General features: G+C 62.2%; 16 protein-coding genes. 5 read left to right on the top strand and 11 right to left on the bottom strand.

Going from position 1 to position 21080, the window contains the following annotated elements; genetic code table 11:
- Positions 1 to 70: 70 nt before the first annotated feature.
- Positions 71 to 2662, top strand: a complete 2592-nt coding sequence (locus tag ABD819_RS14905) for a DUF5916 domain-containing protein (protein ID WP_345125607.1) — start codon at positions 71 to 73, stop codon at positions 2660 to 2662.
- 162 nt (positions 2663 to 2824) lie between these two features.
- Here the strand turns inward: ABD819_RS14905 and ABD819_RS14900 are convergent, their stop codons facing one another.
- From ABD819_RS14900 to meaB, 3 genes are all read right to left on the bottom strand, one after another.
- A complete protein-coding gene (locus ABD819_RS14900) occupies positions 2825 to 4444 on the bottom strand; it encodes a S8 family peptidase (protein ID WP_345125606.1) in 1620 nt (539 codons plus the stop codon).
- Between the two features lie 68 nt (positions 4445 to 4512).
- Positions 4513 to 4890 (bottom strand): hypothetical protein, encoded by a 378-nt coding sequence (locus ABD819_RS14895; RefSeq protein WP_345125605.1) that lies wholly within the window; start codon positions 4888 to 4890, stop codon positions 4513 to 4515.
- 311 nt (positions 4891 to 5201) lie between these two features.
- Positions 5202 to 6188, bottom strand: a complete 987-nt coding sequence (gene meaB / locus ABD819_RS14890; protein WP_345125603.1) for a methylmalonyl Co-A mutase-associated GTPase MeaB — start codon at positions 6186 to 6188, stop codon at positions 5202 to 5204.
- 250 nt (positions 6189 to 6438) lie between these two features.
- Here meaB and ABD819_RS14885 point away from each other — a divergent pair, with 250 nt between their 5' ends.
- Positions 6439 to 7875 carry a DUF5723 family protein gene (locus ABD819_RS14885; RefSeq protein ID WP_345125602.1) on the top strand — a complete coding sequence of 479 codons (1437 nt, stop codon included), beginning with the start codon at positions 6439 to 6441 and terminating at the stop codon, positions 7873 to 7875.
- Positions 7876 to 7958: 83 nt separating this feature from the next.
- Here the strand turns inward: ABD819_RS14885 and ABD819_RS14880 are convergent, their stop codons facing one another.
- The 3 genes from ABD819_RS14880 to ABD819_RS14870 all read right to left on the bottom strand — a co-directional run bounded on the left by ABD819_RS14880 (position 7959) and on the right by ABD819_RS14870 (position 11592).
- Positions 7959 to 9050 carry a TolB family protein gene (locus ABD819_RS14880; protein WP_345125601.1) on the bottom strand — a complete coding sequence of 364 codons (1092 nt, stop codon included), beginning with the start codon at positions 9048 to 9050 and terminating at the stop codon, positions 7959 to 7961.
- Positions 9051 to 9216: 166 nt separating this feature from the next.
- Positions 9217 to 10662: a glycosyltransferase family 87 protein gene (locus ABD819_RS14875; protein ID WP_345125600.1), complete on the bottom strand. Its 1446-nt coding sequence runs from the start codon at positions 10660 to 10662 to the stop codon at positions 9217 to 9219.
- A 174-nt stretch (positions 10663 to 10836) separates the two neighbouring features.
- On the bottom strand, positions 10837 to 11592 hold the full coding sequence (locus ABD819_RS14870; protein ID WP_345125598.1) for a L,D-transpeptidase family protein: 756 nt from the start codon (positions 11590 to 11592) through the stop codon (positions 10837 to 10839).
- Between the two features lie 324 nt (positions 11593 to 11916).
- Here ABD819_RS14870 and ABD819_RS14865 point away from each other — a divergent pair, with 324 nt between their 5' ends.
- Positions 11917 to 14391, top strand: coding sequence for a beta-propeller fold lactonase family protein (locus tag ABD819_RS14865; RefSeq protein ID WP_345125596.1), 2475 nt, complete (start codon positions 11917 to 11919; stop codon positions 14389 to 14391).
- Positions 14392 to 14600: 209 nt separating this feature from the next.
- On the top strand, positions 14601 to 15269 hold the full coding sequence (locus ABD819_RS14860) for a DUF2461 domain-containing protein (protein WP_345125594.1): 669 nt from the start codon (positions 14601 to 14603) through the stop codon (positions 15267 to 15269).
- 118 nt (positions 15270 to 15387) lie between these two features.
- Here the strand turns inward: ABD819_RS14860 and ABD819_RS14855 are convergent, their stop codons facing one another.
- The 4 genes from ABD819_RS14855 to ABD819_RS14840 form a co-directional block, all read right to left on the bottom strand.
- Positions 15388 to 15891 (bottom strand): DUF6702 family protein, encoded by a 504-nt coding sequence (locus ABD819_RS14855; RefSeq protein ID WP_345125593.1) that lies wholly within the window; start codon positions 15889 to 15891, stop codon positions 15388 to 15390.
- 159 nt (positions 15892 to 16050) lie between these two features.
- Positions 16051 to 17394, bottom strand: coding sequence for an RIP metalloprotease RseP (gene rseP, locus ABD819_RS14850; protein WP_345125591.1), 1344 nt, complete (start codon positions 17392 to 17394; stop codon positions 16051 to 16053).
- 117 nt (positions 17395 to 17511) lie between these two features.
- Positions 17512 to 18684 (bottom strand): 1-deoxy-D-xylulose-5-phosphate reductoisomerase, encoded by a 1173-nt coding sequence (locus ABD819_RS14845; RefSeq protein ID WP_345125590.1) that lies wholly within the window; start codon positions 18682 to 18684, stop codon positions 17512 to 17514.
- A 53-nt stretch (positions 18685 to 18737) separates the two neighbouring features.
- The gene (locus ABD819_RS14840; protein ID WP_345125589.1) at positions 18738 to 19460 is read right to left on the bottom strand and encodes a GAF domain-containing protein; all 723 of its coding nucleotides are present in this window, start codon (positions 19458 to 19460) and stop codon (positions 18738 to 18740) included.
- Between the two features lie 87 nt (positions 19461 to 19547).
- On the opposite strand from ABD819_RS14840, the gene ABD819_RS14835 reads away from it, so the two are divergent.
- On the top strand, positions 19548 to 20705 hold the full coding sequence (locus ABD819_RS14835) for an NAD(P)/FAD-dependent oxidoreductase (RefSeq protein ID WP_345125587.1): 1158 nt from the start codon (positions 19548 to 19550) through the stop codon (positions 20703 to 20705).
- A 104-nt stretch (positions 20706 to 20809) separates the two neighbouring features.
- Here ABD819_RS14835 and ABD819_RS14830 read toward each other — a convergent pair.
- Positions 20810 to 21080 (bottom strand): ISAs1 family transposase (locus ABD819_RS14830; RefSeq protein ID WP_345123482.1); only part of this gene is annotated, 271 nt, incomplete at its 5' end.

Raw genomic sequence — 21080 nt, 5'->3', positions numbered from 1 at the left:
AAGCAACCGAGGGGCCTTTACAAGCATCTCTAGGCCTCCTTCAAGAATACTACCGGTTAGTAGAAAATATATGTTTCGTTATTTACTGAGTTGTTGGCTGCTGCTGGTTGTGAGCACGGCCTGGGGGCAGGCCCCGGCCGTTTCGGCCGACGCGGCCAAGCCCGCACCCAAGCGTGAGCTGCAAGCCGTGCGCATTAGCACGGCTCCCAAGCTCGATGGCCTGCTCGATGAAGCGGTGTGGCAGACGGCCCCCATCGCCACCAAATTCTACGAGCTGGAGCCCACGCCGGGCCGCCCGGAAAAGCACCCCACCGAAGTGCGCGTGCTCTACGACGATGCCGCGATTTACGTGGGCGCTATTATGCACGACGTGGCCCAGGACTCGATTCTGCGCGAGCTCAGCGCCCGCGATAATATTGGCAACTCCGACTGGTTTGGGGTGATGCTCGATACCTACAACGACCACCTCAACGGCTACGAATTCATCCTGACTTCGGGCGGCGTGCAGTTTGATGCCCGCATCTCGCCCACCAACGGCGAGGATGAGAGCTGGGATGCCGTGTGGGACTCGCGCACCGCCCTGCGCGGCACCGACTGGGTGGCCGAAATCCGGATTCCGTACTCGGCCATTCGTTTCAGCAAGGCCATGGAGCAGGTGTGGGGCATCAACTTCGTGCGGCAGCGGCGCAGCACCCGCCAGAAGTTTTTCTGGAACGAGGTGAAGCCGCAGGTCGATGGCTTCGTGAACCAGTGGGGCACGCTCACGGGCATCCGTGACATTAAGCCGCCGCTGCGCCTCTCGCTCACGCCCTACGTGTCGACCTACGTGAACCATTATCCCTACAACAAGCAGGGCAAGCAGAACTCCAGCACCAGCTTCAACGGCGGGGCCGACGTGAAGTGGGGCATCAACGAAAGCTTTACCCTGGATGCCACGCTGGTACCCGATTTTGGGCAGGTGCAGAGCGACAACCAGGTGCTCAACCTCTCGCCATTTGAGGTGCAGTTCAACGAGAACCGGGGTTTCTTCACCGAAGGCACGGAGCTGTTCAACAAGGGCGGGCTGTTTTATTCGCGCCGGGTGGGGGCCACGCCCATCGGCTTCGGGGAGGTGAACGGGCAGCTGCGCAAGGGCGAACGCGAGCCCGACGGCCGCTGGCACCCGGGCGAGTTCGTGGTGGAAAACCCCGGCGTCACCCGCCTGCTCAACGCCACCAAGGTATCGGGCCGCACCAGCAAGGGCCTGGGCGTGGGTATTTTCAACGCGCTGAGCAACAACGTGTACGCCATTGTGCAGGACAGCGCCAGCGGCGCGCGGCGCGACGTGCTCACCCAGCCCTTCGCCAACTACAACATTGTGGTGCTCGACCAAAGCCTGAAGAACAACTCCTACGTTTCGCTTATCAACACCAACGTCACCCGCGCCGGCAGCACCTACGATGCCAACGTGACCGGCGGCCTGTTCCGCTTCGCCAACAAGAAGAATTCCTACGCCATCGACGGCCGCGTGGTGTACTCGAACCGCCGGGGCAAGGAGTTCAACCGCGATACCGAAATCGATGACCAGAACGGCTACAAGTACCAGCTTAGCTTCGGCAAAATCAGCGGTAATTTCACCTGGAACGTCGACCACGGCATTGAGTCGCACACCTACAACCCCAACGATTTGGGCCTACTCTTCGCCAACAACAGCATATCGCAGTCCGTCAACGCGAGCTACAACATCTACAAGCCCTTTTGGAAGGTGAACAAGCTGAGCACCTACGGCGGCCTGAACTACAGCCTGCTGGAGCAGCCCCGTCGCTACCAGGACGCGGGTGTGTACGCCGGGGCCAACACGATTTTCGCCAAAAGCTTCCTCTTCGTGCGCCTCAACCTCGATGCCTCCCCGCTCACCCGCGACTACTTCGACCCGCGCCGCGAGCCCATTGGCAAATATTACGTGCGCAAGCCGGCCACCTTCGGCTTCAACGGAAATTTCTCCTCGGACTACCGCAAAAAGTTTGCCCTCGACGTTGGGTACGGAGCCCGGTTTTTTGCCGCCGATGGCGACCGCACCGGCCGCAACAACTTCGACCTGAACTTGGGCCCGCGCTACCGGGCCAGCAACCAGCTCAGCTTCGTGTACCAGGTTGGGTACAATGTGCGCCGCAACCAGATTGGCTACGCCGGCAGTCTCCGCGGCAACAATGCGCTGGATGCGCCGCTGCTGCTCGCCTTCGGCGGCCCCCAGGGCGACGTGCTGCTGGGCCGCCGCGACGTGACCACCATCACTAACACGGCCACCGCTATCTACACCTTCACCAACCGCATGTCGCTCAATATCCGCCTGCGGCACTACGTGAGCAACGTGCACTACCGCGACTTTTCGCGCCTGCACCCCGACGGCGTGGAAACCCAGGAGCCCACTTACCAGCGCAACCGCGACAACACCTTCAACGCCTTCAACGTGGATGCCGTGTACGCGTGGTGGTTTGCGCCCGGCTCGCAGGTCAGTATCGTGTGGAAAAACGCCAGCGCTTCCTTTTTCGAAGCCAACGCCGCCACCCCGCTTTATTTCGATAACCTGAGCAACACCATCAACACGCCGCACAATAACAACGTGTCGGTGAAGGTGCTGTATTTTCTGGATTACCTGGCCCTGCGGCCCCGGCGCGGGTAGTTAGGGGGTACAGAGCAGACGGGCAGAAGAGGGCGGAAAAAAGCACGTCATGCTGAGCTTGCCGAAGCATCTCTACCGCTTCGTTGCAACGATTGAATCAGTTGCGCGGTAGAGATGCTTCGGCAAGCTCAGCATGACGTGCTTTTGCCTGCTAATTCGGCTTTACTTCGCCATCGTCATTTGCTCGGCCATTTTCACGGCGGCGTACAAATTCACGATGCCGCCGGTGCGCGAGAGCGTGGCAAAATCCACCATCGTCTTGGTGCCGGGTTTGAGTACCTGCGTGTGATAGGGTACCGCTGATTGCAGAATAATCTGCTTGAGCTGCACGGCCGTGAGCTGCGGGAAATATGCCTTGAGCACCGCCGCCACGCCCGCCACCACCGGCGTGGCCATGCTGGTGCCGCTGTAGGTGGCGTAGGTGTTGCGCGGCGTGGAGGAGTAGATGGCCACGCCCGGCGCGAACACATCCACCGTCTGGCGGCCGTAGTTGGAGAAGCCGGCGGCCAGGTCCTGGGTATTGAAGCGGCTGCTGGCACCTACGGTAATCAGGTTGGGAATCTCCTTGCCGTTGAGGTAGTTGGGCGAGGGGAAGTGCATGGTTTCGTCGGTGTTGTCGGCGCTGTTGCCGGCGGCATGCACCAGCAGCACGCCCTTCTGAGCCGCGTACTGCATGGCCGCGTCCACCACCTGCTTTTCGGGCGAGAAGTCCTTGCCGAAGCTCATGCTGATGATTTGCGCACCGTTGTCCACCGCGTAGCGGATGGAGTTGGCTACGTCCTTGTCGCGCTCGTCGCCGCTGGGCGTGGAGCGCACGCCCATAATGCGCACGGCGGCGGCCACGCCATCGGCCCCCAGCCCATTGCCACGCAGCCCACCGATAATGCCGGCGCAATGCGTGCCATGACTGGCGTCGGGGCCCTGAATGTCGCTGTTGCCGTACTTGGTTTCGGTGAGGTCGGCCACGTTGTCGCCCACGATGGCGCGCGGGTTGTAGTCCGGGTTCAGGCTTTTCTCTACTCGTTCGCGGGAGCGGTTCAGGGCCTCGGCGAGGGATTTGGTGGCCTCCTCGTCGCTGGCGTAGCCGGCCCGGTGCAGAAACGCATACAGCGCTTTGGCTTCGGGCAGGTCGGCGCGGCCGGCCGCCGTGTGCAGCAGGCCCGAGTCGAGGCGCGTCACGTTCAGCGCCTGCTTCAGGCGGGCAAACACGGCGGCATTGGCACTGGCCGCTTCGGTGATGCGGGCGAGGCGCTCGTCCTCCGTCTTTTTATCCTTCTCGTACGAGGCCTTGGCCCGCTCGTACAGGTCAAACTTGGCTTTGTCGGCATTCGAAAGCGACTTGCGCTGCTTGCCCTCAAACTGCGTCCGGTACTGCCCGTAAATCCGGGTTTGCTCCAGGGTTTCCACGCCCACGTTGCGGCCGTCCTTTCCGCCCAGGAAGCTCCAGCCGCGCACGTCGTCCACGTAGCCGTTCTGGTCATCGTCGAGGCCGTTGCCGGCCACTTCGCTCGCCTTGCGCCACAAAATTGGCTTCAAATCGACGTGCGTCGTGTCGATACCCGAATCAATGACGGCCACCAGCACCGGCGTGGCCGGGCGGTTGGCCAGCAGCTCCCGGTAGGCGCGGTCGGCGCTGATGCCGGGCACGCCGTCGGCCTGCTGGTCGAGGTGCTGCCAGCGGCGAATTTGCTCCGGCGTGGTTTGGGCGCGGGCGGTGAGGGAGGCGAAGGAAAGCAGGCCCAGCAGGGCCAGGCGGGAGAAAGGCAGGATAGGGGAGGGCATGCTATAAAATGAAAAAAGTAATTCGAGGCTAAAGATAAAGGCCGTCAGGGACTAGCGGCCGGCCTACCTCAGTGAATGCTGCTCAGCGACAAATACGCGCCCTCTTCCAGCAGCGCCAGCCGCCAGTAGGCCAGGTAGCGCAGCAGGGGATACCCATCGGGCCACTGTTCAAAATGGTCCTCCGGCGTTCCCACCAGCTCATCGGCTAGGGCGTACACGGCCTCCTCCAGGTCGCCGGTCAAGGTCGAACGCTGGGGCTTGCAATCCGGAAACAGGGACTCGTAGCCGGAATAGATGACCAATGCCAGGCCTTCAGCGTCAGCCGCCGCCTTAAGCTGCTCGCCCGAGCCGAAGTCGATACTAGGCGGAATCAGCGCGGTTTCGTACGAGCCGGAATCCCACGGGAAAGCCGGGTTTTCGTGAAAGCGAATGCGTAATCGGCTCATTGGATGATGTCCTAAAAGTCCCGCCTAGTGGTCGGGAGACGGTGATGAAAATCGAGTTTCTGCCCAATGCCTGGGGAGCGCAGGTCAGATTCTGACGGAAACGAAAGTATACACTGCCGCCAATAGTTAGCCCTTAGGCCACTCGCAGGTTGGTGCCCAATTGCCGGTTAATTGGCTGTATGCTTGTAAAAGACCTTTTTTATCTTAAAATATTTATTTTTTGTAATGCGCAAGGCTCAGTTGCAGCCCCTGACATCAGAGGCCGCACTCGCGCACTCAATCCGCGCCCACAGCCCCTACCGACTTCTTGCTTACGCCTTCGTGCCCAGCAATTCTGCCGCGGCTGCCATCGGCGTGATTTGCCCGGCGGCCACGGCCGCCCGCACGGCCGGCAGCCGCTCGCGCACGGCGGCATCGGCATAAAACCGGCTTTCCAGCGCCTGCGCGATGCTTTGGTGCAGCCATTGCAGCTGCTGCTCCTGCCGCCGCTGCTCGAAGTAGCCATTCTGCCGGGTGGCCTCGGCGTAGGTTTCCACCACGGTCCATAGCTCCGCGATGCCCAGGCCGCTCACGGCCGAGGTGAGCAGCACCGGCTGCACCTGGCCCGAGGGCGCGGGCGGAAACAGGTGCAGGGCGTTCTGGTAGTCGAGGCGGGCGCGGCGGGCGGCCAGCTCGTTGCCGTGGTCGGCCTTGGTGATGCACAGCGCGTCGGCCATTTCCATAATGCCGCGCTTGAGGCCCTGGAGCTCGTCGCCGGCCCCGGCCAGCATCAGCAGCAGGAAGAAATCGACCATGCCGTGCACGGTGGTTTCGGACTGGCCCACGCCCACGGTTTCCACAAAAATCACGTCGTGGCCCGCGGCTTCACATAATAATAATGCCTCCCGCGTGGCCCGCGCCACCCCGCCCAGGCTGCCCGCCGAGGGCGAAGGCCGGATAAACGCGGCCGGCTCAGCCGCCAGCCAAGGCATCCGGGTTTTATCGCCCAGAATGCTGCCGCCGCCGCGCTGGCTGCTGGGGTCCACGGCCAGCACGGCCAGCTTCAGGCCCTTGGTTTCGACCAGATAGCGCCCCAGCGCCTCAATAAACGTGCTTTTGCCCACGCCGGGCACGCCCGTGATGCCCACCCGCAGGCTGCGTCCAGTCTGGGGCAGCACGGCCTGCAACACTTCCTGCGCCAGGGCCTGGTCGGCGGGCAGGGTGCTTTCGACTAAGGTTATGGCGCGGCCCAGCACCGTGCGGGAGCCGGCCAGGATGCCAGTGGCGTATTCGGGAGCAGAAAGGCGTTTTGGGGGCAATGGTTTGGAGGGTAGGGGTTAGAGCGGTTTCCCGTTTTATGTACCAAGTTAAAAGTTGAGAGTTAAAAGTTAAAATTCAGGCAGCTTGTATTTTAACTTTTAACTCTCAACTTTTAACTTCTTTCAAAAAGGTACACGGACTTGGAAACCGCTGTAGCTTGCGGCCGGAACGGGCAGTATGCGCAAAAAGCAGGATGCTTTTGAAGATGCCCAATCCGGTCGCAAGCTAAACCCGCCACCTCTTTTCTGTATGAAACCTGCTTTTTATTCCCTGTTGCTGGCCGCTGGCCTGACTGTACCCACGGCCGCATTCGCCCAAAACGAGCTCAGCAACTTCTCGGCTACCGGCCGCGGCGGGGTCGTCAACACCTTTGCCACCGACTACCAGGCCATCGGCATCAACCCGGCCAACCTGGGCCGCAACCCCAACTTCCGGGTCGCCTTCACCATTGGCGAGGTGGGCGCGGGCATTGGCTCGCAGTCGCTCTCCAAAACCACCTTCAAGCATATTCTCTACGACGGCGAGCAGAGCATCGGGCCCGCCGAGCGGGCCACGCTGGTCGACCAGCTCAGCGGCGACAACGTGCTGAACGTGAACCTCGACACCAACCTCTTCGGCCTGGCCGTGACGCTGCCCAGCGGCCTGGGCGGCCTGGCGTTCAGCAGCCGCCAGCGCATCGGCGGCCACCTCGCCCTCAACCGCAACGCCGCCGACATCATCATCAACGGCCAGAATGCCGCCGTGGTGAGGCAGTTTTACCCCGTGCCCAACACCAGCGGCACGCCCACGCCCACGGCCCCCAACGCCCCGCTCATCTCCACCGTGCTCGATGGCACCAGCATTCAGGCCTCCGTTACCAACGAGTTCAACATTGCCTACGGCGTGCAGGTGCTGGATAAAACCGGCTTCAAGCTGTCGGTAGGGGCGGGCTACCGCTACATTCAGGGCATCGGCATTGCCGATATCCGGGTGAGCGGCGGCAACCTGACGGCCTACACGTCCCTCTCGCCGGTGTTCGACGTGAATTACGGCGCGCTGGCCAACAACGCGTCCAACTTCAACTACGAATCGGGCTCGGGCCTGAAGCCGGTGGGCCGCGGCAATGGCTTCGACGCCGGTATATCGGCTGAAATCGGCAAAATCTTCCGCTTCGGCGCTTCGGTCACCGACATGGGCTCGATGACCTGGACCGGCAACGTGCTCGAAGCCTCCGACCAGAAGCTCCAGCAAACCGCCTCTACCGGCGTGCAGACCTATAACGTGTTCGAAGAAATCAGCTCGCAGTTCGACACCGACAAGCCAAACCTGTTCAAATACACCCCCACCAGGGAGCGTACGGCGGCCCTGCCCGCCAAGCTGCGCCTGGGCGGCGGGGTCCGCATCAGCAAGTTCTTCGAAGCCGGCCTCGACGTAACCATGCCCCTGAACGAGGTGGCCGGCAACCTGACTACCACCTTCGTGGGCCTCGGGGTGGACTACCGCCCCCTGAACTGGCTGAAGCTGAGCAGCGGCTTCACCGGCGGCGCGGGCTACGGCAAGAGCCTGCCGCTGGGCCTCACTTTTGTCACGCCCGTGTGGGAAGCCGGCATCAGCACCCGCGACGCGGTGGGCCTGTTCAGCGAAGAGTCGCCGTATTCGTCGGTAGCGTTTGGGCTGCTACGCTTCAAGATTGGCGGCAGCGAGTAGTACAATGAGTGAATTAGTGAATGAGCGAATGAGTGAATGACGGTCCATCACTCATTCACTCATTTGCCCATTCACTCATTGCTTCACGGTACCACCACGAACGCCGGCAGGCCCAGCTTGCTGCGGCGGCCGCCCAGCTTCAGGCCTTCGTCGATGTACTTGCAGTCCTTGCCCAGCAGGTTGGGCTGCTCGATGATGCCGAGGTTGGGGTTGTCCTCGCGGGCCACATAGATGCGGCCATCCGGACCCAGCTGCAGGGCCCCGATTTTGCGGTTGGCCGATTTGCCGACCAGCGTCTTGGCTTTGGTTTTGAGGTCGAACTGCCAGATTTCGGTTTGCCCGCCGCCCACGCCGTTGCAGGTGCCGTACACTTTTGAGCCATCGGGCGAAAACTCCACGCCGTAGGCCTCAGCAAAAGGGCCGAAGCTGCGCGGGTTACTCACCTTGCCGGTGCTGCGGTCGAAATCATAGATTTCAAACTTGTTGGTTTCGCGCCAAAGGGCGGCGGCGAGGTGCTTGCCGTCGGGCGAGAACTTGAGGGCGCCGATGGCGTTGCGGCCGGGGCCGGCGTTCATGCTGCCCACGTTGCTCATCAGGGGCTTGGCCGATACGCCGTCGGCCGTGACGAGGTAGCTCACGAAGGCGTTGGAGTTCCAGCGGTGGGCCACCACCCAGGTGTCGCGGCCGTTGGCGTGGCGCACGGCGGCCAGCTTTTCCGCCACCGGCTGGATGAGCAGCAGGTTCACGCGCGGCAAGTCGCCGAGGCCATCGTCACGAGTCATGTCCACTATCGAATAGCGCAGGCCGTTGGGCGTGCCCTGGGGGGCCACGGTGAAGATGTAGAAGATGTTGCCCGAGCCGGGGTCGGGCACGATGAGGGCCGACTGGGTGCTGCTGCCGCTGCCCATCAGCTTGGTGCCGTTGGGCATGGGGCGGTGCTGGCGGTTCCACACGGTTTCGCCGTTGGTGTAGAACAGCAATTCGCCCTTGGCGGTGGTAGCCACGGCGCAGCCCTCGAAGGTGCTCATCTTGCCGTCGTTCAGCGGCTTGGGTACGTTGCCATCGGCGAAGCTCAGGCCGGCCTGCTGGCCGAAATACCAGATGTCGGTGGGGCGCTGGGCGCGGGCCGCGAAGGTGAGCAGCAGCGGAAGCAGGGCAATAAAAAGGCGTTTCATGGATGGGATAAGCAATTGGTAACGGTCGCTAAACGAAAAAACCGTGCCGAGTGGTGTGCGAAAGGCAATGGTGCCGTCCGTTGGGTGAATTGGGTGGGAATCGGGCGGGAATCGGGCGGGAAGTTACCGCAGAGGTTCGTAGAGGCAATCGCCGAGCAACGCAGCGCTACCGGCTGCCGCTGGCCCGGTGCACCGGCCAGGCCAGCAGCACCGCCAGCACCCCCAGCAACGACAGCGGCATCAAAAAATATAGCCAGTGCAGCCCCGTTGGGTTGCCTATCGCCAGCGCGATTCCATTGAGCGGCAGCAGCAGCGGCAGGAGCAGCCCCAGCAGCAGCCATTGCCGCGAGCGGGGCAAATACCGGGCAAATACCAATAGCGGCAGCAGCAGCACCGCATCGTAGTAAAGATGGTAGGTGGTGAGCAGGGTGAGCGTGCTCAGCACCAGAAACACGTACCAACCGGCCAGTACCGTGCCCTGCCGCCGCAGCCACGCCAGCTGCAGCAGTGCCACCAGCCACAGCGCGCCGTGCAGCAGTACATGCCAGGGGCTGCTGCCGGGGCGCAGCCACTCCAGCACGTTGCCCAGCTCCAGGCGCAACGTCATGCCCTGGGTAAGGGGATAATCAGGGTCGGCCGGGTCGAAGGATTGGGCCCGAACTTGCGCCAGTAGGTTTTGGTAGGTGGGCAATAAATCTGTTGGAATAACCGCCCAGTACCATGCCACGGCACTAAGTAGGGCCACCACGGCACCGGCTACGGCCAGCGCCCGCCACTGCCGCTGCCACAGAAACCACGCCGCAAAAGGCAGCAGCAGCGTCACCTTGAAGGCCGCTAAACCCAGCAATAGGCCAGCCAGCACGGCCCGGCCGGGGGCTTTCGCCTTGCTGAAAGGAATTAAAAATGAAGAATTAAAAATTAAGAATTTGACTATCTGACTTTTAATTTTTAATTCTTCATTTTTAATTCCTTTAAAAACGGTACACCGACCCAAAAACCGCGCTAGTCGGACAAAACCGTCGTTCGGCTCCCCTCTCCGCGGGACTCTGCGCTTCAAGCAGATGCGGACTGGGGGTGAGGTGCGCCCGCCCGCTACCGCCAGCGCGCCCAGCCCCAGCGCTAGCGCCGCAAAGGTGGGCTGCCCGGTGAGCAGGGCCGGCACGGTACCTTTCAAAGCCAAAGCGGCTAGTACAAACTGCCACCACGGCAGCACAGACGCGTTTTCGGCTCGCAACACCTTGGGCCACAGCCACGCCACCAACCCCAGGCTCAGCAGGGCCAGGCCGTACCACAGCGGCCACGCCACGGCGTAGGGCAACTGGCCAATGGTGATGCCAAACAGCGCTGCCGCCCACGGCGGGTACAGAAACGGCAGGTTGGGCAGGCCCGGCTGGGTGCGGGTGGCGAGGTGCTCGCGCGCCGCAATGCGCTGCCAGCCGCTTTTGAGGGTAGCATCGTTGTATGGGTTTTCGCCTTGCCGCAGCACCTCCTGGCCCACGTAGCAGGTGCGGAAATCCATGGGCCGGTCGGGGCCGGGCCGGGGCTCACGCAGCACGCGGCTGAGATTGAACAGGGCGATGAGCGCCAGAAAAAGCAGGAGGAAACGCGGCACGGCGGCAAGTTACAGCGGTTTCCAAGTCCATGTACAGCGTTAAAAGTTGAGAGTTAAAAGTTAAAAATCAGACATAGCGGGTTTTAACTTTTAACTCTCAACTTTTAACTGTTTTCAAAAATTTACACTGACTCGGAAACTGCTCTAGGCAGCGCCGCTTCGCGCTGCACCGCGCTAGCGCTCGGCTACTACCGGCTCGGCCATTTCGGCGGCTTCATGGTGCTTCTCAAAATACGTGTAGCCCGCCACCAAACTTCGCCAGAATAGCTGGTGCGGGCTGCTGCGCCGCCGGGCCAGCTCCCCCTCCGTGAGCGGAAACGGGAAAATATGCACCGGAATCACGGCTTGCCCGGCCGCCCGGGCCGTCAGGGCCAGCAGGTACACTTCCTCAATGCCCGCGTCGGTGATGGGCAGGCAGCCGATGGTGACCGCACCGCCGTGGATGAAAATGTCGCCGCCGGGATTGGGCTCGCCCAGGGCGCGGTCAGCAGCGTTGGGGTAGTTGAGGCCCAGCGAGAGGTGGAAGTTGCTTTTGGGGTTGAACCGGTCGATTTCGTAGAAGCCCTCGGGCACCTGAAAGTCGCCCGCGCGGCGCTTGGGCCCGAGCGAGCCCGAAGCCGCCGCCAGTGGGTAGGCGTGGAGCAGCTCGAACGGGCCGCCGTCCCGGTTGCGGGCCCACACCTCCAGCTCGCGGTTGGTTTTGATGAGGCGAAACATGATTTCCAGCCGCTGGGGGTCGAGGCCGCGGGCGCGCAGGCGGCTGGCTACCACCGGCCCCGTGCCCACCTGCGCCGCCCGCACCCTTGGGAACCGCAGCTGCTGCCGCCAGAAAGCCCCGCCGCTGGTATCGGCGGGCGCGGTGCAGGATTGGGCCAGCAACTGGCAAACGGGCAATAGCAACAGCACGCAGCACGACAAACGACGCAGCATAAACAAGAACCGGAATGAGATGGAATAGCGCTACAACGGCATTCAGGTGTTTCTATTTTGTCGTGGTTGAATTTTTCTCGAATCAGAAGTCTAACCTGTAATCACACAACGCTTTTCAGGTTAGTGTACACTTTTGCAAAAAGTTAAAAGTTGAGAGTTAAAAGTTAAAAAAACAGGCATAATGGATTTTAACTTTTAACTCTCAACTTTTAACTCAGCATACAAAAAGTGACACTGCGCTAACCTTGCCGTAAGGCCCATTGCCGCCCGCACCCGCTACCTTCGCAGCCCCCGCCGCCGCCGTCTCGACGGGCCCTTTTGCCCATGCGATTCCTGTTAAAAATCCGCCACCTTATCCCAGTAGGGCCCTTATTGCTGCTGATAGGCTGCACCAGCAGCCCCGGCACCAAGCCCGCGCCCGAGGCCCCCGGCGCGCTGCCCGGCCCCATTGCCGGCACCAGCCAAACGCTCCTGTCCAACGGCTGGAAACTCAGCCCCGCCGGCACGGCCACCCCGCTCGGCGACCTGCCACTCAGCCTCCAGCTCAGCCCCGATGGCCGTCTGGCCGCCGTGACCAATACCGGCTGGGGCCAGAACTCGGTGCAGCTGCTCGATGCCGCCACCGGCCAGGTGCTCGATACCCGCGTGGTATCGGCCGCCTGGGCGGGCCTGGCCTTCGCGCCCGACGGCAGTAGGCTCTACGCCTCCGGGGGCCAGCACAATCGCATCCACTGCTTCCGCATCGAAGGCCAAAAGCTGCGCCCCGACAGCGCCTTGGTGCTCGGTGAGAAATGGCCCAAGCAGAAAATCGGCGTGGCCGGCCTCGCCGTCGATGGCCGTCGCCAGCAGCTTTACGCCGTGACGCGGGAGGACAATTCCCTCTACACCTTCGACCTAAAAACGCGCCGCATCCTGCGCACCCTCAAGCTACCCGCCGAGGCCTACGGGGCGCTGCTTAGTCCCGACGGCAACCGGCTCTACATCAGCCTTTGGGGCAGCCACGCGGTGGCCGTGTACGATACTGAGCAGCGCCAATTGCTGCCGAGCATCGCCGTCGAAAGCCACCCCAACGACCTGGTGCTGACCCGCGACGGCCGCCGCCTGTTCGTGGCCAATGCCAACAGCAACTCGGTTTCAGTCATTGATACCCGCCGGGGCCAGGTAACGGAAACGCTGAACACGGCCCTGTTTCCGGCCTCGCCCGCCGGCAGCACGCCCGACGGCCTCGCCCTCACCGCCGACGATTCGCAGCTCTTCATCGCCAATGCGGATAACAACTGCCTGGCCGTATTCGACGTGCGCGAGCCGGCCGCCAGCCGGCCGCTGGGCTTCGTGCCCACCGGCTGGTACCCCACGGCGGTGCGCGTGGCCGGCAACCAGCTGCTCATCGTCAACGGCAAAGGCAGCACCTCGAAGCCCAACCCCAACGGCCCCAACCCGGTGCGCGACGAAGGCGAAAAGGGCGCGGGCTACATCGGCGGGCTGCTGCTGGGCTCGCTCTCGCGCCTGCCCCTGCCCGATGCGGCGGCTTTGGCCACGTTTTCGGCCCAGGTGTACGCCAACACGCCCTTCAGCAAAGCCCGCGAAGCCGCGCCCGACGTGCCCGCCGGCAACCCCGTGCCCCAGCGCGTGGGCCAGGTCTCGCCCATCAAGCACGTTTTCTACATCATCAAAGAAAACCGCACCTACGACCAGGTGTTGGGCGATGTGCCAGCCGGCAACGGCGACGCCAGCCTCTGTCTCTTTCCCGAAAAGGTGACGCCCAACCACCACGCCCTCACCCGGGAGTTTGTGTTGCTCGACAATTTTTACGTCGATGCCGAGGTGAGTGCCGACGGCCACAACTGGAGCACGGCCGCCTACGCCACTGATTTCGTGGAGAAAAGCTGGCCCAGCTATTACAGCGCCCGCGGCGGCGAATACGATTTCGAAGGCCGCCGCGGCGAAGTGGCCGAACCCAAAGACGGTTTTCTGTGGGACTACTGCCGTCGCGCCGGCCGCAGCTACCGCAGCTACGGCGAGTTCGTGTACAAGGGCAAAGCCACCGTGCCTTCTATCGAGGGCCACTTTTGCGAAGGCTATTCCGGCTTCGATATGGGGGTGAAGGACGTAGACCGCGAAAAAATCTGGGAGCAGGATTTCGACCGCCTGGTAGCCGCCAGGCAGGTGCCGGCCTTCAGCATCATCCGCCTGCCCAACGACCACACCATGGGGGCCCGCCGGGGCGCGCTCAGCCCGCTCTCCTACGCCGCCGACAACGACCTGGCCCTCGGCCGCCTGATTGAGCACCTTTCCCAAAGCCCGGTCTGGAAAGAATCGGTGGTGATGATAGTGGAAGACGACGCCCAGAACGGCCCCGACCACATCGACGCCCACCGCTCCACGGCCTACCTCATCGGGCCCTACGTGCGCCGTCACGCCGTGGTGCACACCGCCTACACCACGTCGGGGATGCTGCGCACGCTGGAGCTTATCCTCGGCCTGCCGCCCATGAGCCAGTACGATGCCGCCGCCCTGCCGCTCTGGGCCTGTTTCACGCCCCGGCCCAATTTCGCGCCTTACAGTGTTCGCCCCGCCACCACACCCCAGGACGTGCGCAACACCGCTTTCAACGCCCCCGCCCGCCGTTCCCTGAAATTCGACTTGAGCCGCGAAGACGCCGCGCCGGATTTGGCCTTCAACGAGAATATCTGGCAGGCCGTGCGGGGCGAGCACAGCCGCATGCCGGCCCCGCGCCGCAGCGCCGCCGTGCGCGAGGCCAAAGTGGAGCACGAGGAGGAAGAAGGGGAGGAGGATTGAACAAAAACTCCCCTCCTTTTTTAAGGAGGGGATGTTTCAGCAAAGCTGAAACGGGGGTGGTTGCACTCGTTGAATGATGGGTGAACGACTGATATTGGCCTCGTTCGCCCATCGTTCAACGAGTGCAACCACCCCCGTCCGAGCCTTTGGCTCGAACATCCCCTCCTTAAAAAAGGAGGGGAGTTTTCCGTTCTCATTTTCCCGCCCCCATGCAGCTCAAACCCCTGTTCACCTTCCTCACCGGCTTGGCCAAACACAACGAGCGGCCCTGGTTCCAGGAGCGCAAAGCCACTTACGACCAGCTGCGGGCTCCTTTTGAAGAAGATGCGGAATTCTGGGCCTGCGGACTGGCTCAGCTCGACCCGGCCCTGGCCAGCGCCGAGGGCCGTAAAAGCCTCTTCCGCATCTACCGCGACGTGCGCTTCAGCAAGAACAAAGACCCGTACAAGACGCATTTCTCGGCCTACTTCACCGCCGGCCCCAGCAAAGACGTTGACTCGCCCGGCTACTACCTGCAGCTCGGGCCCAGTGGCCAGACCATGATTGCGGGCGGCCTCTACATGCCCGATAAAACCCAACTGGCGGCCATCCGGCAGGAAATCGACTACAATGCCGACGAGCTGAAGGCTATTCTGGCCGCGCCCGATTTTCAGCGCTACTTCGGCACCCTGGGCGGCGACAAGCTCAAAAAATCCCCCGCCGCCTATTCCGCCGACCACCCCGAAATCGAGCTGCTCCGGCACAAGAGTTTCGTGGCCGTGCGCCACCTGGCCGATGCCGACGTACTGGCTAATTCCGATTTCCGGGCCTACGTGCTGGAGGTATTTGCCGCCATGGTGCCGCTCTGCCAGTTCCTGCGCCGGGCCGTTGAGGCGTAGCAGGAGAACGTGTACCCCGAATTTCCAATTCGGCGCGTCTGGGCTACGGAACGACTGATTTTGGCGGCGCGCACGCGCCGGATTGGAAATTCGGGGTACACGTTCTGGCCGCGCTACTTCACCACTTTAGCACTTCCTGCTCGTGGCCGGCGCGGAATAGGGCACTCTGCTTCTGGCCATTCGCCTCGATGTTTACAATGTTCATCTGGTCGCCGAAGGCTTCCAGGAGCATGGCCTGGCGCAGCTTCACGGCGCTCATCGGGCCGGGCAACGTCACTTTGCAGTAAAACCAATAGCCGTCGTTCTCCGCCTGCATGCCTAATACTTGCAGCGCGAGCGGGGCCCCGGCCGGCGTGCTCACCTGCAAGGTGCGCTGCATGTAGGCCGTGGCCAGCACCAGCGGGCGCGGCCCCGCATCGGTCAGGTTTACATGAGTGGGCTGGCCTTGCGAGAGGGCTTTCTCAAAGTCGTCGGTGAATACCTTTACGGCGATTTCGAGCTGCTTTTTGGCGGCGTTGTAGCGCATCTCCGTGATGGTGGAGTGGTAGGCGTGCAGCGCCGGCCCCGCCCCGGCCAGCGGAAACAGCAGCAGCACAGCAGCTAAGGCAATAAGCAGGCGCATAATGTGGGATATGGAATTCGGATAAATAAACGATAAAAAGAACGTCATGCTGAGCGAATCTGAAGCATCTCCACCGCGTAACTAATTGATTTTAGTGTAGCGGTAGAAATGCTTCGGCTTCGCTCAGCATGACGTTCTTTCTTGTCGTTCAGTTTCAGTCTAGTTAAACAGCTTCATTACCTGCTTGAAGACCAATACGTAAGCCATCAGGGCCAGAATCAGGAACGTGCCCACGCGCTGGGCTCCTTCCAGAAAGGCATCCGACGGCTTGCGGCGCAGAATCATCTCGTAGAGCAGGAAAACGACGTGGCCGCCGTCGAGGGCTGGGATGGGCAGCAGGTTCATGAAGGCCAGCACCATGCTCAGCGAGCCGGTGAGCGTCCAGAACCGCACCCAATCCCACTGGCCGCCGTATTGCTGCGCGATTTCGACCGGCCCGCCCATGCTGGCCCCGAACGAGGCCTGGCCCTTGAAAATTTTGCCAAATGCCCGGGCCTGCGCCCCAATCACGCCAAAGGCCGCATCTACCCCGCGCGGAATAGACTGCACGGCTCCAAAAGTGCGGGTGTTAAACTTCAGGTCGGGCTTCTGCTCGAAGCCGATATGGCCTTCGCCATCCACCTTCACCGGGATGGTCAGGGTCTGGCCATTGCGCAGAATTGCCAGCGGTGTTTCCTTGTTAGCGTTGATTTTCAGGGCCTTCTGCAGCTCGTCAAAGTACGTAATGGGCGTGCTGCCCACGGCCGTAACCCGGTCGCCTACCTGCAGGCCGGCTTTGGACGCGGGGGCACCCGCAATCACACGGCCCACCGAAAAGGGGGCGCGGGGTAGCACAAACAGGCTGTCGCCCTGCTTGCCCAGCTTGTCCATGATGTTGTTCGGAACATTCAGGTCCAGCAGCTGGCCATTGCGCTCTACGGTGTAAAAGCTGTTGTTGCCGAGGATAACCTCGGGGCGGCGCACGTCGTCGAATTCCTGGAAAGGCCGGCCGTTAATCTTCACGATTTTGTCGCCGGTCCGGAAGCCGATTTCCCGGCCCAGGCCGTTGGGCAGCACGCCATAGCGGGCCTCCGAGGCCGGCAGGTAGCTTTCGCCAAACTTGAAAGTGAGGGCCGAGAAAATGATGATGCCCGTGATGACGTTCATAATAATGCCGCCGAGCATCACCAGCAGGCGCTGCCAGGCCGGCTTGCCTCGAAACTCGTCGGGCTTCGGCGGGCCGGCCAGGGCCGAGGCGTCCTGGGTCTCGTCAATCATGCCGTGAATCTGCACGTAGCCGCCCAGCGGGAACCAGCCGATGCCGTATTCCGTCTCGCCCACTTTTTTCTTGAACAGCGCGAAATTCATCACGCTGGGCATGGGAAACAGGAAGTCGAAGAAGATGTAGAACTTATCGACCCGGATTTTAAAAAGCTTGGCGAAGGCAAAATGGCCGAATTCGTGCAAGCCAACGAGGATAGAAAGGGCCAGCACCAGCTGGCCAATCATGGTGAGAATTTCCAAGGGAAGAGTATGAATTAAAAATTAAAAATTAGGAATTAAAAATTAGTAGTTACGGATTTAAAGGAGGTGATAAAGGCTGCATTGAGCACTGAAGCCGCCATTTTTAATTCGTAATTTTTAATTTTTAATTAATTCCGCAGCTACCCGGCGTGTTTCGGCATCGGTGGCCACTAAGTCGGCCAATAACGGCTCCGCAAGGTACGATACCCGCGCCAGGCACTCCGATACCACGTCCGACATCTGCCGGAAGCCCACTTGGTCGCGCAAAAATGCGGCCACGGCCACTTCGTTGGCCGCGTTGAGCACGCACGGCGCGTTGCCACCCCGGCGCATGGCCCCAAAGGCCAGCTCCAGGTTGGGGAAGGCCACGCGGTCGGGCGCTTCGAAGGTGAGCGTGGGGTAATCGAGAAACGAGAAGCGCGGAAAGGTGTTGGCTAGCCGTTGCGGGTAGCCCAGGGCGTACTGAATGGGCAGTTTCATGTCGGGCAGGCCCAGCTGGGCTTTCAGTGAGCCGTCCTCAAACTGCACCAGCGAATGCACGATGCTCTGGGGGTGCACCACCACCTCAATCTGCTCGTTCGTCAGCCCGAAAAGCCATTTGGCTTCAATCACCTCCAGGCCCTTGTTCATGAGCGAGGCCGAGTCGATGGTGATTTTCGCGCCCATGTCCCAGTTCGGGTGCTTCAGGGCCTGGGCTTTGGTCACGGCCTCCATCTGCTGGGCCGAGCGGCCCCGAAAAGGCCCGCCCGAGGCCGTGAGGATGATTTTCTCGATGGGGTTCTGCTCCTCGCCCACCAGGCACTGGAAGATGGCCGAATGCTCCGAATCGACGGGCAGCAGGCGCACGTTGTGCTTCTTTATCAGGCTCGTAATCAGCTCGCCGGCCACCACCAGGGTTTCCTTGTTAGCCAGGGCAATGTCTTTGCCGGCCCGGATGGCGGCCACCGTGGGCAGCAGCCCGGCGTAGCCCATGAGGGCCGTGAGCACGATGTCGATTTCGGGCCGCGTTACCACTTCGGCCAGGGCAGCCGTACCGGCCAGGACTTCGGTTTCGGGCTGGTCGGCCAGGGCGGCTTTCAGGGGCTGATAAAAGCTGTCGTCGCCGATAACCACCACGGCCGGCCGGAACTCGCGGGCCTGCTGGGCCAGTAGCTCCCACTGCCGCTGCGCGCTCAGCACCGCCACCCGGAACCGGCCCGGCTGCTGCCGCACCACTTCCAGCGCCTGCGTGCCAATGGAGCCCGTGGCACCCAGCAGCGCCAGTGTTTTCACCTTGCTATTTTCAACCATAATGCTACAAACACGGAAAGACCGTAAAAGTACGGTGCCTCCGCGCTCATGGCCTACACCCGCTTCAAGGTGGCTGCCACAATCTGGTCGATGATGCCCACGATGCCCGCTGCTTCCCGGGCTTCGGCGGCCGTGAGCTGCACGGGGCCGCCGGGGGGCGTAGTCCGTTCTGCCAGCGCCGTGAGACGGGCGAGCTGCCCGCCCACGGCCCGGTACACGGGCTCCCAGAGCACGGCGGTGCTTTCGGCGTGGGCTCCCAGGGTGCGGCGCAGCTCCAGCAGGCGCATCACCAGGCCGGCCAGCGTGGCGAGCAACGCTTGTTCGGGCTCGGAAAACTGCCGGGGCGGGCCGTCGTAAAGGCACAGCGTTCCAATATTGTAGCCATCGGGGGTGCGCAGGTTGTGGCCGGCGTAGAAGCTCAGGCCCAACTGTTGCACTAGAGAAACGTCGACGTCGGGGGCGCTGGCCTGGTTCAGGTCCTCGAATACGGCCGTCTCATCCTGTAAAATGGTGGCCGAGCACAAGCTTTGCGCGCGTGGAATGCGCTCGATGGTCACTGGCAGGTTGTAGGGGGCTTTCACCAGCACCTCGTCTTTCTCCACGATGGAAAGCATGGCGTTGGATACGCCAAACAGGCGGGCGGTGGCGGCTACTACATCGTCGAGCACTTTCTCGCTGCGCGCATCCAGCAGCTGGTAGCCTTCGAGGGCGTGGAGGCGGGCCGCGTCGTCGGCCGGAATCAGGGAGGTAGGGGTATCAGTCAACTTTGAGGGCATAAGATTGTGGGGTTACGCAGAAAAGCCTCACCGTGGTTACCCGAACGCGGCCTTTTCGCGGGCCGCGCCGCCCGCTACCTTTGGCCCGTGCTTTCTCCCGCTACTACTTACGACGTTGCCATCATCGGCGCGGGCCCGGCCGGCACGGCCTGCGCCCTGGCCCTGCGCCAGAGCGGCCTGCGCGTGGCGCTGCTGGACAAAGCCCGGTTCCCCCGCGACAAAGTGTGCGGCGATGCCATTCCCGGCCACGCCCTCAAGGCCCTGCGTCAGCTCGACCCCGCGTTCGCTGACGGCCTCTGGCAGCTCCAGCCGCTCGATGCCGTGCAGCAGTCGCGCCTCGTGGCTCCCAACGGCGACAGCCTCTGGATGCGCTGGAAGCTGCCCAGCTTCAACAGCCCCCGCGAGACGTTCGACGCGGCTTTATTGGAACTGGTGCGTGCTAATTCGGCCACGGAAATCCTGGAAAATACGGGCCTGAAAACCCTGTGCGTCGAAGCCGACCATGTGCGCCTGACCACCACCGAAGGCGCGGAAATAACCTGCCAGCTGGTCATCGGCTGCGACGGGGCCAACTCCGTAGTGCGCCGCCAGCTGCTGCCCGCCCCGCTCGACCGCGCCCACCACTGCGCCGGCGTGCGGGCCTATTTCAGCAACATCAAAGGAGCCGAAGCCGGCCTCACCGAATACTTTTTCACCAAAGACTACCTGCAAGGCTACCTCTGGATTTTCCCCGTCGGTCAGGGCCGGTACAATGTGGGTCTGGGCATGCTTTCCGAAACCGTAGCCCGGCACAAAGTCGACTTAAAGCAAGTGCTGCCCGAACTGCTGGCCAGGCATCCCGCCCTGGCCGGCCGCTTCGATGGGGCGCAGCAGTACGGCCGCATTCAGGGCTTTGGCTTGCCACTGGGCGGCGGGCGCACGGTGCCCATGAGCGGCAGTCGGTTCCTGCTCTGCGGCGATGCCGCTTCGCTCATCGACCCCATCCAGGGCCACGGCATCGACACCGCCATGCAGAGCGGAATTTTGGCCGCTGCCCAGGCCGTGGCCTGTTTTGAGAAGCAGGACTTCAGCGCCGACTTCATGCGGCAGTACGACGCGCAGGTGGCCCAGAAAATCAGCCGGAAGCTGGCTAAAAGCTACCGCCTCATGCGCTTCCTCAGCAACAAGCCGTGGCTGGTGAATGCCGGCGTGCGCCTGGCCCGGGTGCCGGGCCTGAAGCCCTGGGTGCAGAAGGCAATCGGGTAGGAGCGGCGAAACGGGTGCCAGTTTATACGTAGCTCACTACGCCCTGATAAGCGCGCTTGTACAGACCCTGGCGGCCAGCCCAGGCAGGAAACAGACTAACCGCACTATGCGAGTTGGTGGCAAATCTGGGTCAGCAGCTCTTCCAAATAGGCATCGTTCCATCCGAGCCGCTTTCGTTTTTTCTTGATGCTGACCCGTGTGGGGTCCTGTTGCAGCAGGTTAAGCGCCATTTTGCGCACGAGGGCCAAGTTTTCCACGGCCTGGGCCTGGCGCAAGCGGTGGGCGTCTTCGCCCAGCGTCACGTCCAGGTGCCAGTGGAGCTTGTTTTCAATGGCCCAGTGGTCGCGCACGGCGGCCGTGGCCTGGGCCGGGGTC

Source organism: Hymenobacter antarcticus, assembly GCF_039539545.1.
GTDB classification, from domain to species: domain Bacteria; phylum Bacteroidota; class Bacteroidia; order Cytophagales; family Hymenobacteraceae; genus Hymenobacter; species Hymenobacter antarcticus.
The sequence above is the reverse complement of the archived record's forward strand: the minus strand, read 5'-3'. Positions and strand labels throughout refer to the sequence as shown.